The sequence below is a fragment of the Gordonia sp. JH63 genome (assembly GCF_009856645.1).
Taxonomy (GTDB): domain Bacteria; phylum Actinomycetota; class Actinomycetes; order Mycobacteriales; family Mycobacteriaceae; genus Gordonia; species Gordonia hongkongensis.
On sequence record NZ_CP047235.1, the window covers coordinates 2,725,061 to 2,738,171 of the forward strand.

The window sequence follows — 13,111 nt, forward strand, 5'->3', positions numbered from 1 at the left end:
TCGCCTGGTGCGGCACCTCGACCCAGACCACGTCCTTTCCCCCGTGACGACCCTCGAGATCGTCAGACACGCACTGCCGCTGCGCATAGCGCGATGCGAGTTGATCGACTACAGCTTGCATATCGGCGGCACGGAGTGGCATCTGAACGCCACGTGTCCGTATACGATCGCCACGGCTGAGGGATATTTCAGCGATGACTCCGCGCTGAGCGAACTCGAAGAGCTGTCCAGTCGACTGATCGGCGCGACGGTGACGGCCGTCGAATCGAACAGAGACATGGACGATCCCACGTTCTCACTGGCCGGTGGCATCCGGATCTCGCTGACAGCGGATCCCAACGATTCGTACGAACCCTGGACGATGCGGGTGCCGGGCATCCTCCTGATCGGGAGTTCGCCGTCCGAGATCGAGCATGTCCGCACCACAACGCGGGTGGTCGAACCTGGAGAGCTCAGTGACCTCGGCGAAGTGCGTACCGTGCGGAGCTTCCCACCGGGATGGTCTGTGTCAACCGACCAGTGGACCGTGCTGGTTGCGTGCCCCTGGCAGGTCGGTCCACCGGTGGGATACTCCCGCCATCTAGCCGGCCCGGTACCGGCGACTGTCGGCATGCAGCTAGAACGCGTCCAATACTCAGCTCGCCAGTGCGTCTTGGAGTTCCGCGACGCGCATCACGTCATTGTGACGTCCGATGCCGGACGAGCCCCATGGTTCATCAGCAATCGCAGAGCGGGCGTCTCCATCGTGGGCTTACCACTCGAGCCTCGAGCTGCCCGCCAAGCCATTGACGGAGCCGCCGGTGCCTGATTCAACAGCGGAAGAAGTGCCGATCCTGATCGAGGAGGCCCGTTCGCTGATCGCGGCGTACACAGCGGGCAGTCTGTCTGTTGACCGGCTCGCCTGGCAATTGAAATCGGCCGTCAATGCTCTCGGAGATGCCGGCTGGCCGCGGTACTACGATCTCTGGGAGGTCTGGGCGGAGATCGAAATCGAAAACGCGGTGTGTCTCGATAGGAATCTGAACCCTAATCAGGCACTTCTCGGATCGCTCTTCGCAGACTTCGAGGCGGTGCTCGATGATTCTCGTCTGTAACGACCTATACCGTCCGGACGCCCTCAGCGGCACTGCCGGATTCGCGCTGACTGAAGGACATCGTTATACGTGTGTAGCCCACGCTGTGGTCAACAAGTCATCGCGGTTCCTCACAGTCGATGACCACGGCGTGATCGGATGGATCGATGGGCGATACTTCGACACCATCGAAGTCATTCGTCCTTTACCGCTTTCGTCGGCGTGGGGTGTGGCCGCAGAGCACTTCACGAGTGACTGGTGGCGGGTCAGCATCGCGCACCGAACGCTTTTGCCGCTTATGGACCGACTCTACGACGGTTTCAGCGTCGGGGACCCGGACTTGGTCGCAATGGTGAAGTTCGCCGTCCGAACCGAGTCTGCACGCGATGCGATCGTTCTCAGATTGGCCTGGTTCGAGGGCGGGTACTACGGTTGGACGGAACTCTCGAGTTGGGCGCTGGACCAGTTGAATGAGTCGTCCAGCAAGGCCTTCTGGATTTTCTCCGACGAGCAGACAATGGTTCTGGCAGAGATCAGCGCGCGCGTGGATGCGCCCACTGACACGGAGGCATTCGTCGAAAGCCTCTTTCTGCGTCTGCACAGTGCTTTCTCTTGCTTCCGCCCAGAACCGGATATTCACCCAGCGCCCCGTGACAAGGAGCTCTATGACCATTTAGTTCGAGACCACTGACGCAAGCCGATGGCCGGGCTTCGCTGAACTCGGGCTGCCTGATCTATGTGCACTCGAGGTTCTCTACCGCAGGTCAGCGCCGTCCGAGCCGACAGGTGTCGACTTGATCGTCGGACACCTCACCGCACGCTTGGGGACGAACCCAGCATGGACGTGGCAGCTCCGCGTCTTCACTGGCGCGGCGAAGCCGCCAAACCGTCTCGCGGCCCTCCGATTGCACAAAGACGGACCCTGGTTGATGTTCTCTGGGCTTGACGACACCGGAGGCCAGAGAACGACCTGGATCCGCGAATATGACGACGGAACCCAACAAGCGCTGGGCTTCGCAGACATGCCAGGCTCAGCAGCGTACTTTGCGGCGCTCAGATGATCACGGGCCATAGGGACGGTCAGGCCACGGGGAGTTCCAGATACCGCTCGTGCCGCATTTCGCCGTCAGCCGGTTCAGCTGCAGAGCCTACTGATGTCATCGCTACAGACCACTGGGCCGGAGGAGCTCGTCGTGGGGTCTTTCGGCGCATTCGACGACGTCGAACACGGTTTCCAGTTCCTCGGACAGCGCGAAGCTGTTTCGGCTCTTGGCAACACACTGTCAAGGTTCAAGATCGTCGGAGGAGAGCAGTGACACCGGCAGTCACCGGCCGAGCACGCGGTGCAAGTCCAACCTCGCACGTCGCCGAGGTCTTGCGTCACACTGCCCGTAACGGGACGACTCTCCCGACGAAACTGAAGCTTGTGCGGAAGGCGCGGCCGGACGAGAGTGCTGGGCTGGGATGACGAACGAAGAGATATGGCAGTCCTTGCCGGAGGTCAAGGAGACCGGTGGCCTCGATCCCGAATCGTACCTGTATAACCTCGGCAAACCGCCGACTGCGATCGCGATTGCAATGATTCATGCGCGACAGTTTCGTATCTACCGCGATTGTCTGGTCCGATCGGATGCGGACAACGACAGTATCGATAGTTGGATCAGGACACTGGGCGACCTCGAGAGCGTCGAGAAAGTCGTCAATCACCTCCATGTCTGGGACATCCTGGACGTGGACGGACCAGCTGCAGAGTTTGTTGGACAATGGATAACCGCCGGATGGAGCCGGCAAGCCCGTTCCCAGTTCCCCGAACTGCGAATCGAGTCACGCTCTGAAGAAAACACTTACGGTGTCGAAGTGACGGTATGGAGTAGTCACCAAGATGCCAGGCGATGATTCGGAGTCTATCAATCTCTTGCGCCGTTCCGTTGGGAGGACGGTACGCGGATTCAGTTGTTATGACTGGTCCAGCAGCGCTGCTGCGCAGTTCTCAGTCAAGAATCCGGCGCTGTTCGAGACATTTTGGCCCGTACTTGTTCATTTCGACGACGAAACCTGCTTGCGCATCTACAGCGAGGTCTCAGCCACAGTCCGGCTGACAGTCGAGTCCGTCGACGAGCCATTTCCTCCGTCCATTCAATCGTCAGGCAAGGTCGCGACTGTCCGAGTTGCCACCGGGCAAGTCTCTCTCCTCGAGGTGAGGGAGACACTGTGGGCGGCAATGTTCGTTTTCGACCACACGGAGCCTCTCGGCGTTGCACTTGGCGAGACCAATCGCAACGGCGACATCGAGATGATTCCGGATTCCTTCGTCGTGATCCGCGACCGGGAAACCGCCGAGCGCTACTTTTTCGACGGCAGTCCGAGCGGAGCCTGGGGCAAGCCCTTACCGCCGAACTAGGTTGCAGTACCGGCTCTCCGAGGTAGTTCTCTGACAGTGCGGCCAGCATCGGCGCCGTCGTTGAAGACTCTGACCGGTGCAGCACTCTCGGGGGAATCGGTGGCCGATGACGACTCGATCGCGGGACTTCCTCACGCATCTTGGTCCCGACTGATCGCACACCAACCGGCGAGGCACGAACCTACCTCGCCGGCTGCAACTTTGAGCCAAGGCCCCGCCTACGCAAGGAAGCGCAGACTTGCTGGTCTCCAGAATGGCGACCAACGTGACCGTTCCAATCAGGCAGACACCGACGACCCAGTAGGCCGGTGACATGGCGTTGCCGGTCGATTCGACGAGCTGAGCCGCCACATAAGGCGCGGTCCCGCCCGCGGCGATGGTGCCGATGTTGAACCCCAGCGAGACGCCCGTGTAGCGGGTGGCCCGGGGGAACAGTTCGGTGAACAGCGGACGCGAGCACCGGCACCACGCCGTTGAGCGTCATGTACACGAAGCAGACCAGTCCGACAACCACGATGCTGCCGGTGGCACCAACGATGATGAAGACCGGGAATGCGATCACGATGTAGGCGATGCACCCGACGAACAGAACGGGTCGTCGTCCGAAGCAGTCGGCCATCATCCCGCTGATCGGGATCGTGGCACACGCCAGAACAATGGCGATCGCCGACGTCCGGTGGACGGCGACCTTGCCGAAGCCGAGGTCGTTGATCAGGTAGGCGTTGAAGTACATCAATCCGATATAGCCCGAGCCGTTCATGGCGATCGCGATGCCAACCACCTTGAGCACCGACTTCGGGCTATTGCGCACGACGTCGGACAGTGGGCTCGTGGCGACGTCCTGGCTCTCGGCCATCTCCTCGAATTCCGGCGTGTCCTCGAGCTTCACGCGCACGCGGAGACAGATCGAGGCGAGCGGGAGTGCGAGCAGGAACGGGATACGCCAGCTTCACGGCGGAGAATCCCAGGGCGTAACAGCTGGCACCAGCACGATTGGGCGCCAGGACGCCGATCGACGTGGGGGTCAGCAGATCGCCGTGGATTCGGACGGCGGACGATCGCCGTGGTTCGTTCGCAATAGCCGCACAAGGAGCGACCATTGTGGGCGTTAGTTTGAGGAGGGGGGCTAAGAGAGGGCGTGTGCTCGGACGTGAGCCGAACCGATTTCAGCTAACTCTCCCTCAAACCCGCTGCCGATGAACCACTTTCGCGAGTCGTTCGAGCGTGTCCGTCATGCCCGCTCGCAGGTCGGACTTCCGATCCTTGAGTCCATAAACCGGCCCGATCACGAACCACCCGAACAAGCTCAGCGGTCGGGTCACCTCGTACGACTCGGTGACCAAGGTGCCGCCTTGCTCAGGCTCGAATCGGTAGCTCCACCGAAGCGTGCCGGCGATCTTCTCCGTGCGTTCGAAGGTGAATTCGCGCCCGCGGTCTGCCACGGTGACAACCGGTTTGTTGTGCCAGTCGGGTCCACGGCCAACGCTGTTCCGGGCACGGAATCGGGCGCCCACAGCGGGGCCGGTGGCGCCGTCCAGCCACTCGACATGGGCGATCTCCGAGGACAATTCGGGCGTGCGCGTGACGTCGGAGACGATGTCGTACAGTTCATCGGGACTCGCGTCGATGTGCCGCGAAACCGAGTCGCTCGTGAGTTCTTGCCGCATGACAGTTCCTTTCCTGAGTGCCCCGAGGCCGCCTCAGGGCGAGTAGTGGCGCACCCACATCTGCAGGGCGTCGTCGAGTAGCTGCGTGAAGATGCCTGACTCATAAGTGGTGCCCGGCTCGTTCGACATCTGCTGAGAACCGATGCCCGATACGACAGCGGTCAGCAATCTGAAGGCTTCTATCGAATCGGCCGCCGGGCTCAGCTCACGTTGTGCGACGGCGGTCGCCAGATCCTCGCGGGCCTGGTCCACTATCGCGACAGCGGGCGCGAACGCCGCCTCGCTCGGCTCAAATCCCGGCACCGGGCGCCAGAACAGCAGCGCAGCCAGGCCTGGCTCGAGCATGGACCAACGGACGATCGCACGCGACTGCTCGAGGAGTCGGTCGAGCCCCGGGGCATGGTTCTCGCGGGCCGCGTCGACATAGCGGGACAGCTCACGATTGCCAGTCTCGAAAAGGCTGTCGTACAACGCATTCAGCGACGGAAAGTACTTGTACAGCGAGGGAGGTCGAAGTCGCATCCGACGAGCCACCTCGGAGATGGACACCGCGCCGGCCCCGTTCTCGGCCATGATGTCGCGGGCATGCCGGATGGCCTCGTCGATGGTGATCTGACGACGCTCGGTTCGCCGACTAGTGCTATACCCCGTAGCCATAGCTACAGGGTATAGCCGCACACGTAGACAGACAAGGGCGTTGCGTGAGAACCGGTGGCAAACTCCGTCGACTATCGCCCCAGCACATAAAACGATCCCCACCGACGCTGTCGGTGGGGATCGATGTCAAACCAGGCGCACTACCGTCACGGGTGAACGCCGCGCTTGTTGAGCCAGGCCTGCGGATTGATTTTGGTGCCGTTGGCATCCCAGACCTCGTAATGGAGGTGGGGGCCGGTGGACTGGCCGCGGTTGCCGACGGTGGCGATCTTCTGACCGGCGCGCACCTGCTGGCCGGGGTGGACGAAGCTCTCGTTGACATGCCCGAAGACGCCGACGGTGCCGTCGTCCTGCTTCACGCGGACCCACTGGCCGAAGCCGGAGGCCGGGCCGGACTCGAGGACGACGCCGTCGGTCACGGCGTAGATGGGCGTTCCGATCTTGTTGGCGATGTCGACTCCGTTGTGGTGGGTGCCCCAGCGCGGGCCGTAGCCCGAGGTCACGGTGCCGCTGACCGGCTTCACTGCCTTCTTGATCCCGGGGAGGTCAGAGCTGCCCGGACCGAACACCGACGGCGGCAGGACGTCGCGAGCGAGATCGTCGATCTCGGGCGGCAGGACCAGGCCGGCCGGCAGCTTCACGTTCTCGGGAAGCGCGATCTTCGGCGCAGGCGGGGGAGCGGGCTGCGCCGCTGCCTGCGCGGCTGTGCCGGCACTCAGGCCGACCGCACCGACGAACGCGGCGAACGCGCCCGTGCGCAGGGCCGTGCGGGCGGTGGAGTGCGACGTGGCACGATGGCGGCCAGCCCGCCGGGTGCGCCTGGTCGAGTCGAGCAGGGCGCGAGTGGCGGGGCGCGTCGAAGAGTCGGTGTTCAGTCGGTGAAGAGGCAAAGCGTTGTCCATCTCAGATTGGGTAACAGTTCGGTATCGGCAAGGACACGGCGAAGTTACCTTCCCTGACATAAGCAGACACTGAGAGTCAGCCCAGGACTGCCGCAAAGCTCCAGGTGAGACCCCAAACGAGATCCCGGTCACACAAGGCGGCACAACGGCATGGCACCTTGGAAACATGCCCGAGCCCGAGCACACCCCGGACGGCCACCACATCATCGTGAACGGCCGCAAGTGGCGGGCGACGGATCCGCTGATCCCCGACGAGCGGCGGTCCGAATTGCAGTCGATCCTCATGGCGTGGCGTCGAGACGTGAAGCGCACGAAGGGCGCGCCGGAGTCACGCCAGGGCGTCCAGGCGGCGAAGGTCGCGCTGGGAGAGCGCGGCACCCCATGGTGGGAGCAGACCGACGACGAACGTCGCGAACGCTGGGAGACCCACGTCGCGCGACCCGACGACCAAGACCGATAAGCGCTACCGCGGCAGCAGCGACTCCGCGGCGTATCGGCCGGCACGTTCGAAGCTCTCGCTCACCTCGAAGCCGGGATCGATCTGCCAGTACCGCATGCTCGACACATAGATCGCCGCGACCATCTGGGCGAGGAACTCCGGCGGATGATCGGTCCGTACATCCTGCTGTTCGACGCCGCGCTCGATGAGCCGCAGCACCTCTGAGGTGAACACGTGGCTGCGTTCGCCGAGTGTCCCCGACATCGACGAGATCCGTTCGATCTCGCTGGTCACCGTCCGCATGTAGTCCGGGTCGGCGACCGACGACCGCGCGAAGTCGACGAACACACCCACCACGCGCTCGTACGTACTCAGCGGCTTGCCGAGCATCGCGTCGACGACATGCGAAAACGTCCCCATCAGCTGGGCGTACAAATCGGTGAGCAGGTCGTCTTTGCTCGGGAAGTAGTTGAAGAACGTGGCCCGCGACACCTCGGCGCGCTCAGCGATCGACTCGACCGTCGCGGCGCTCCCCTCGGAGGCGAGCAGTTCACGCGCAGCGATCAGCAGGCGTTCGCGCGTCTGCTGCTTGTTGCGTTCCCGCCGGCCCATGGCCGGAGCTTCGGTCACAGTGGTGCCTTCCGTGTGGGCGGGGCGACCCCGACCGACCAATTCTTGCATTCCGCCCCCAAAGTTTGGATGGGCGTCTAACTTTTTGCTCTGAGTCCGGTGTGAGGTCGTCGATCCATCAGACGACGTCACGCGAGTCGACCGCGGGGGGATCTTCCGGCGCCGGACCGACGACTTGTGCTGCCATGCGCACCGGCCGTCAACCGAGCCGAGACTCATTGCAGGACAGAATATTTCGAATCCAACTGACGACCGCGACCTGCAGGTTACAGTCGGCACCGAGTCAGCAAACCCGACATTTCGTCCGTCTCCGCAGCGGGGCGGCGACTTGTCGAATCACGATCGAAGGGGATCGCATGAAATCACCCAGTGCACTCAGGCGTGTGCTTCGGACCGCGACGGTGATCGGCTGTTCGGGGGTGCTCGCGCTCGGAGCGCTGACGGCCTGCGCCGACGACAGCTCGGAGAGCTCCACCGCCGGCGAGACCAGCCAGCTCCCCAGCAACCCGGCCACCGGCGACCCGGTCAAGGTCGGCCTGATCGTCCCCGAGGGCGGTGCGGTGACCACGCCGATGGTGCGCGAGGGCAGCGAAGCCGCCGTCGAATACCTGAACAACAACGGCGGCGGCATCGGCGGTCACCAGATCGAACTGGTGGTGTGCAAGCAGCAGGAAGAGCCCGCCTCGGCCACCAAGTGCGCGAATCAGATGGTGGAGCAGCAGGTTTCGGTCGTGGTCTCGCCGCTGGGCGCGCAGGGTGCGGTCATGCTGCCGATCATCGCCGGCGCCAAGATCCCGTTCGTCGCACAGGCTCCGGTGTCACAAGCGGAGATGGCGACCCCCGGCTCGTTCATGCTCTCCGGCGGCATCGTGGCGGTCCTCGCGGGACAGGCCGCGACCGCCGCCAAGGACGGACTCAAGAAGGTCACCCTGATCATCGGTGACTCCGGTGACGCGGCCGCGTCGGTGAAAGCACTGGGCGATCCGATGTTCCAGCGTGCCGGCGTCGCGCTGAACGTCGTCACCGTGCCGGTCGGCGCCGCCGACCTGACACCGCAGATCACCGCGGGTCTCGCCGACAACCCGGATGCGGTCAGCATCCTCGGCGACACCCGCCAGTGCATCTCGGTCCTCAAGACGCTGCAGACCGTCGCCCCCGACGCTTCGAAGTACCTCATCGCCAGCTGCCTCGACAAGCCCGTCCTCGACGCCGTCGGCAACGACGCGGTCTCCGGCGCCAAGGCGTTCACCACGGTCAACCTCAGTTCCGACGACCCGAGCGTCACCCAATACCGCAGCGTCATGGCGCAATACGCGCCCGACACCGACCCGGCCGGCCTCGCCTACATCGGCTACCAGGTCATGACTGCGCTCGGCGAGCTGAACGGTCTCGAGGGCACCGTCGACGCTCAGACGTTCACCACCGCACTGTCACAGGCCAAAAACGTCCCGCTCCCGGCCGCCCCCGGCATCACCTTCACCTGCGACGGCAAGGCCTTCCCGCCGCTGACGTCGCTGTGCAGCAAGGCGATCCTGGTCAGTGACGTGACCGCCGACGCCAAGCTCGACAACACCGTCGTCACCAACAACTAGTTCTTCTCCAGATCGGGGGTCGCGTCCGCGCGGCCCCCGATCCCCTCACTTCCCAGTGGGAGTTCCATGACCGACCATCTCGCCTTCCTGGTCCTCGGCCTCGGCAACGGAGCCGTCTTCGCCGCACTCGGCCTCGCGCTGGTGATGACGTTCAAGAGTTCCGGCGTCGTCAACTTCGCGACCGGCGCGGTGGCGCTGTACGCCGCCTACACGTACGCCTTTCTGCGCCAGGGGGAACTCCTCAACCCCATCCCAGGCTTCCCGGCGACCATCTCACTCGGCTCCGAACTGGGAGTCGCTGCAGCGCTGCTCATCTCCGTGGTCGTCGCCGCGATCCTCGGTGTTCTCCTCTACCTACTGGTGTTCCGCCCGATGCGGGCCGCCCCGGCGCTGGCCAAGGCGGTCGCTGCGATCGGTCTGATGCTGGTCATCCAGGCGCTCATCGCGCTGCGGGTCGGCGAGAACGCGCCCAGCGTCGGACCCATCTTCAAGGTCGACACATTCACGATCGGCTCCAGTGCCGTTCCGACGGACCGTCTGATGTTGGCCGTGGTCATCGTCGGACTCGCGATCTGCGCGGGACTCGTGTTGCGCTACACCCGCTTCGGCGTGGCGACCGAGGCGGCCGCGGAATCCGAGAAGGGTGCACTCGTCACCGGCCTCTCACCGGACCGGATCGCGGTCGCCAACTGGGCGTTGTCGTCGGCCACCGCCGGACTCGGCGGCGTGCTCATCGCCCCGATCGTTCCACTCAATCCCGTGGCCTACACGATGTTCATCGTGCCGGCCCTCGCGGCGGCGCTGGTCGGCAATTTCGCCGCGATCTCGATCACGGTCGGCGCCGGACTCGTCATCGGCATGCTGCAGTCCGAGGCCACGAAACTCCAGACCACCTGGGACTGGATGCCCGACGCCGGTGTGGCCGAAGCGGTCCCGCTGATCCTCATCATCGGCTTTCTCCTCATCCGCGGGCGTCCATTGCCGGGCCGTGGCGCGGTCACCCGCAACGACCTCGGCCGGTCACCGCGTCCGAACCGTCTGGTGATCCCCGGCATCGTCGGTGTCGTCGTCGCGGTACTGGCACTCGTCACCACCTCCGGCAGTCTCCGGCTCGCCGTGATCGCCACGATGATCTACGCCATCATCGCGCTGTCCCAGGTCGTCGTCACCGGGTACGCGGGCCAGGTGTCACTGGCGCAACTGACGCTCGCCGGCGTCGGCGCCTACGCGCTCAGCCGACTCACCAACGACCTCAACATCCCGTTCCCGCTCGCCCCGCTGCTCGCAGCCTGCGCGGCGATGGTCATCGGCGTGATCGTCGGTCTGCCCGCTCTTCGGGTGCGCGGGTTACCGCTCATGGTCGCGACGCTCGCTCTCGCCGTGTTCTGCGAGGCGTTCTGGTTCCGCAACCCGTCGCTCAACGGCGGATTGCAGGGTGCGCCCGTCGAATCCCCGTCGATCTTCGGCATCGACCTGGGAATTGGTGCGGGCGAGGGATATCCGCGGATCGCCTTCGGCATCCTGTGCCTCGTGGTTCTGACTCTGGTGGCGTACGGGGTGGCGGCTCTGCGTCGTAGTGGGCTCGGCGCGTCGATGCTGGCCGTGCGTGCCAACGAGCGATCCGCAGCTGCAGCCGGGATCAACGTCGGCGCAACCAAACTCATCGCCTTCGCTATCGCATCGTTCCTCGCCGGACTGGGCGGATCGCTGCTGGCGTACCAGCAGACCCTCGCGACTGCCGGTAGTTACGCCGTCTTCGCCGGCATCGGGCTGTTCGCGGTCTTCTACATCGCCGGCGTCACCTCGATCTCCGGGGCCGTCCTCGCCGGCATCATCGCGCCTGGTGGGCTGATGTACTTCGCTGCGGACAAGTACGCGTCGTTCGGCGACTACTACATGCTGGTCAGCGGAATTCTGCTGGTGCTCACCGTCGTCACGAGTCCCGACGGCGTGATCGGGTATCTGCACAAGATCTCGATGCCGGCTCGACGTCGTGCACCCCAATCGGCTCACGACGACGCTCAGGCCGCTCCGTCTACGCCGGTCACACCGCCCAGCGGCAAGGTTCTGCTCTCGGCTCGCGACGTCACGGTGCGCTACGGGGCGGTGACCGCCGTCGATGGCGTCAGCTTCGACCTCCGCTCCGGCGAGATCGTCGGCCTCATCGGACCCAACGGCGCCGGCAAGACGACCCTCATCGACGCGATCAGCGGTTTCGCGGCATCGTCCGGAACAGTGACTCTCGGCGGCACGACCCTCAACGGCCTTGCACCACATCGGCGTAGCCGTGAAGGACTCGGCCGAACCTTCCAGGACATCGAGCTCTACGGTGAGCTGTCGGTCGCCGAGAACCTGGCGATCGCCGCGCGCCGTGCGCCGGGAGATACAGCCGAGAACGTCCGCGACGTCCTACGGATGCTGGAGATCAGCCACCTCAGTGATGTTGTGGCCGCTGATCTCTCGCAAGGTCAGCGTCAGCTCGTCGCGGTAGCTCGCGTACTCGCCGGCCAGCCGGAAGTTGCGCTGCTCGACGAGCCGGCCGCCGGACTCGACAGCACCGAAAGTCGATGGCTGGGCGACAGGTTGCGGGCCGCACGGGCACACGGGGTTTCCATGGTCCTCGTCGACCACGACATGGATCTCGTACTGAGCCTGTGCGACCGGGTCATCGTCCTCGACCTCGGAGCCGTCATCGCCGAAGGCACCCCGGACGAGATCCGACGCTCACCGGCAGTCGTCAACGCCTACCTCGGCACGCCGTCGTCGGCGGTCGCGGGGTCCGAGGATTCTTCGCCACCGGACAGCGCTGTCTCCGAGACACATTCGACGACCAAGGAGATGACACCGTGACAGTCCTCGAATGCCGCGGTCTCGACGCCGGGTACTCGCGCGGCAAAGCCTGCGTCCACGGCCTCGATCTGTCCGTCGAAGCAGGGGAGATCGTCGCTCTCCTCGGACCGAACGGGGCAGGAAAGACGACGCTGCTCACCACCCTTGCCGGTCTGCTGCCGCGACTCGACGGCAAGGTCAGCGTCGGCGGTCACGCAGTTCGGTCAGGGGATGCGCGTGCGGCCGTGCGTGCCGGACTCGTCCTGGTTCCGGACGACCGGTCGCTGTTCAAACAACTGACGACACGGCAGAACCTCCAGCTGGCCATTCGCCGACGCGGGGCGGCTCGGACCGACGCCGTCGACCGGGTACTCGACCACTTCCCGGCCCTCCGCGCACGGCTCAAGGTCGCAGCGGGCGAGCTGTCCGGGGGAGAGCAGCAGATGCTCGCGATCGGGCGTGCGCTTTTGCAGCAGCCGAAAGTGCTGCTGATCGACGAACTGAGCATGGGACTCGCACCCATCGTCGTCGAATCGATCCTGCCCGTCCTGCGGGATGTCGCCGACACCGAGGGCACCGCGGTGGTTCTCGTCGAACAGCATGTTCGGTTGGCGCTCGGGATCGCGGATCGGGCGGTGGTGCTGGTCCACGGCGACATCGCTCTCGCGGACTCCGCGGCCTCGCTTGCCGGTGACATCGGGCGGATCGAGGAGGCGTACCTCGGGAGTGCTGCTCACTAGCGTCAGGGAGTTGCCGTCCCTACTCCCGCCTCCCTTTGCTCCCTGAGGTGTGAGGAGCGATAGCGACGAACCACGAAGGGCATCGCGAGGCGCCTCACCAGCCCTTCGAGGCTCGTCGCTCGCGCTCCTCGCACCTCAGGGGGCAAGGGGTGGACACCGCAGGGAGCGGTGGGGGTCGCTC

14 protein-coding genes are annotated in these 13,111 nt (G+C 64.6%); 9 read left to right on the forward strand and 5 right to left on the reverse strand.

Going from position 1 to position 13,111, the window contains the following annotated elements; genetic code table 11:
* The first annotated feature begins 43 nt into the window (after positions 1 to 43).
* The 5 genes from GR168_RS12180 to GR168_RS12200 all read left to right on the forward strand — a co-directional run bounded on the left by GR168_RS12180 (position 44) and on the right by GR168_RS12200 (position 3,474).
* Entirely contained in the window at positions 44 to 808 is a 765-nt protein-coding gene (locus tag GR168_RS12180; protein ID WP_159370842.1) for a hypothetical protein, read from the forward strand.
* Positions 801 to 1,094 carry a hypothetical protein gene (locus GR168_RS12185; RefSeq protein WP_159370843.1) on the forward strand — a complete coding sequence of 98 codons (294 nt, stop codon included), beginning with the start codon at positions 801 to 803 and terminating at the stop codon, positions 1,092 to 1,094. Before GR168_RS12180 ends, GR168_RS12185 begins: the two co-directional genes overlap by 8 nt.
* Before the next feature lie 130 nt (positions 1,095 to 1,224).
* Positions 1,225 to 1,764, forward strand: coding sequence for a hypothetical protein (locus tag GR168_RS12190; RefSeq protein ID WP_159370844.1), 540 nt, complete (start codon positions 1,225 to 1,227; stop codon positions 1,762 to 1,764).
* Between the two features lie 773 nt (positions 1,765 to 2,537).
* Positions 2,538 to 2,969 carry a hypothetical protein gene (locus tag GR168_RS12195; protein ID WP_159370845.1) on the forward strand — a complete coding sequence of 144 codons (432 nt, stop codon included), beginning with the start codon at positions 2,538 to 2,540 and terminating at the stop codon, positions 2,967 to 2,969.
* Positions 2,956 to 3,474 carry a hypothetical protein gene (locus GR168_RS12200; protein WP_159370846.1) on the forward strand — a complete coding sequence of 173 codons (519 nt, stop codon included), beginning with the start codon at positions 2,956 to 2,958 and terminating at the stop codon, positions 3,472 to 3,474. Before GR168_RS12195 ends, GR168_RS12200 begins: the two co-directional genes overlap by 14 nt.
* Positions 3,475 to 3,655: 181 nt before the next feature.
* Here the strand turns inward: GR168_RS12200 and GR168_RS12205 are convergent, their stop codons facing one another.
* The 4 genes from GR168_RS12205 to GR168_RS12220 form a co-directional block, all read right to left on the reverse strand.
* Positions 3,656 to 4,369: an MFS transporter gene (locus tag GR168_RS12205; RefSeq protein ID WP_343212989.1), complete on the reverse strand. Its 714-nt coding sequence runs from the start codon at positions 4,367 to 4,369 to the stop codon at positions 3,656 to 3,658.
* A 286-nt stretch (positions 4,370 to 4,655) separates the two neighbouring features.
* On the reverse strand, positions 4,656 to 5,141 hold the full coding sequence (locus GR168_RS12210) for an SRPBCC family protein (protein WP_159370847.1): 486 nt from the start codon (positions 5,139 to 5,141) through the stop codon (positions 4,656 to 4,658).
* Positions 5,142 to 5,174: 33 nt separating this feature from the next.
* Complete coding sequence (locus GR168_RS12215; protein WP_159370848.1) at positions 5,175 to 5,798, reverse strand: TetR/AcrR family transcriptional regulator; 624 nt, start codon at positions 5,796 to 5,798, stop codon at positions 5,175 to 5,177.
* A 146-nt stretch (positions 5,799 to 5,944) separates the two neighbouring features.
* The gene (locus tag GR168_RS12220; RefSeq protein ID WP_159370849.1) at positions 5,945 to 6,700 is read right to left on the reverse strand and encodes a M23 family metallopeptidase; all 756 of its coding nucleotides are present in this window, start codon (positions 6,698 to 6,700) and stop codon (positions 5,945 to 5,947) included.
* 166 nt (positions 6,701 to 6,866) lie between these two features.
* Here GR168_RS12220 and GR168_RS12225 point away from each other — a divergent pair, with 166 nt between their 5' ends.
* On the forward strand, positions 6,867 to 7,160 hold the full coding sequence (locus tag GR168_RS12225) for a hypothetical protein (protein WP_159370850.1): 294 nt from the start codon (positions 6,867 to 6,869) through the stop codon (positions 7,158 to 7,160).
* Between the two features lie 3 nt (positions 7,161 to 7,163).
* Here GR168_RS12225 and GR168_RS12230 read toward each other — a convergent pair whose 3' ends face one another.
* Positions 7,164 to 7,769: a TetR/AcrR family transcriptional regulator gene (locus tag GR168_RS12230; protein WP_159370851.1), complete on the reverse strand. Its 606-nt coding sequence runs from the start codon at positions 7,767 to 7,769 to the stop codon at positions 7,164 to 7,166.
* Positions 7,770 to 8,125: 356 nt separating this feature from the next.
* Here GR168_RS12230 and GR168_RS12235 point away from each other — a divergent pair, with 356 nt between their 5' ends.
* The 3 genes from GR168_RS12235 to GR168_RS12245 all read left to right on the forward strand — a co-directional run bounded on the left by GR168_RS12235 (position 8,126) and on the right by GR168_RS12245 (position 12,930).
* Positions 8,126 to 9,361 (forward strand): ABC transporter substrate-binding protein, encoded by a 1,236-nt coding sequence (locus GR168_RS12235; protein WP_159370852.1) that lies wholly within the window; start codon positions 8,126 to 8,128, stop codon positions 9,359 to 9,361.
* Positions 9,362 to 9,427: 66 nt separating this feature from the next.
* Positions 9,428 to 12,211: a branched-chain amino acid ABC transporter permease/ATP-binding protein gene (locus GR168_RS12240; RefSeq protein WP_159370853.1), complete on the forward strand. Its 2,784-nt coding sequence runs from the start codon at positions 9,428 to 9,430 to the stop codon at positions 12,209 to 12,211.
* Positions 12,208 to 12,930, forward strand: a complete 723-nt coding sequence (locus GR168_RS12245; protein ID WP_159370854.1) for an ATP-binding cassette domain-containing protein — start codon at positions 12,208 to 12,210, stop codon at positions 12,928 to 12,930. The genes GR168_RS12240 and GR168_RS12245 overlap by 4 nt, the downstream gene beginning before the upstream one ends.
* Positions 12,931 to 13,111 lie beyond the last annotated feature (181 nt).

What these genes read in the sequence shown, in the direction of transcription:
- GR168_RS12195 (WP_159370845.1), top strand. Translation starts at nt 2,538, where the DNA reads ATGACGAACGAAGAGATATGGCAGTCCTTGCCGGAGGTCAAGGAGACC.
- GR168_RS12215 (WP_159370848.1), bottom strand. Translation starts at nt 5,798, where the DNA reads ATGGCTACGGGGTATAGCACTAGTCGGCGAACCGAGCGTCGTCAGATC.
- GR168_RS12200 (WP_159370846.1), top strand. Translation starts at nt 2,956, where the DNA reads ATGCCAGGCGATGATTCGGAGTCTATCAATCTCTTGCGCCGTTCCGTT.
- GR168_RS12220 (WP_159370849.1), bottom strand. Translation starts at nt 6,700, where the DNA reads ATGGACAACGCTTTGCCTCTTCACCGACTGAACACCGACTCTTCGACG.
- GR168_RS12240 (WP_159370853.1), top strand. Translation starts at nt 9,428, where the DNA reads ATGACCGACCATCTCGCCTTCCTGGTCCTCGGCCTCGGCAACGGAGCC.
- GR168_RS12225 (WP_159370850.1), top strand. Translation starts at nt 6,867, where the DNA reads ATGCCCGAGCCCGAGCACACCCCGGACGGCCACCACATCATCGTGAAC.
- GR168_RS12235 (WP_159370852.1), top strand. Translation starts at nt 8,126, where the DNA reads ATGAAATCACCCAGTGCACTCAGGCGTGTGCTTCGGACCGCGACGGTG.
- GR168_RS12210 (WP_159370847.1), bottom strand. Translation starts at nt 5,141, where the DNA reads ATGCGGCAAGAACTCACGAGCGACTCGGTTTCGCGGCACATCGACGCG.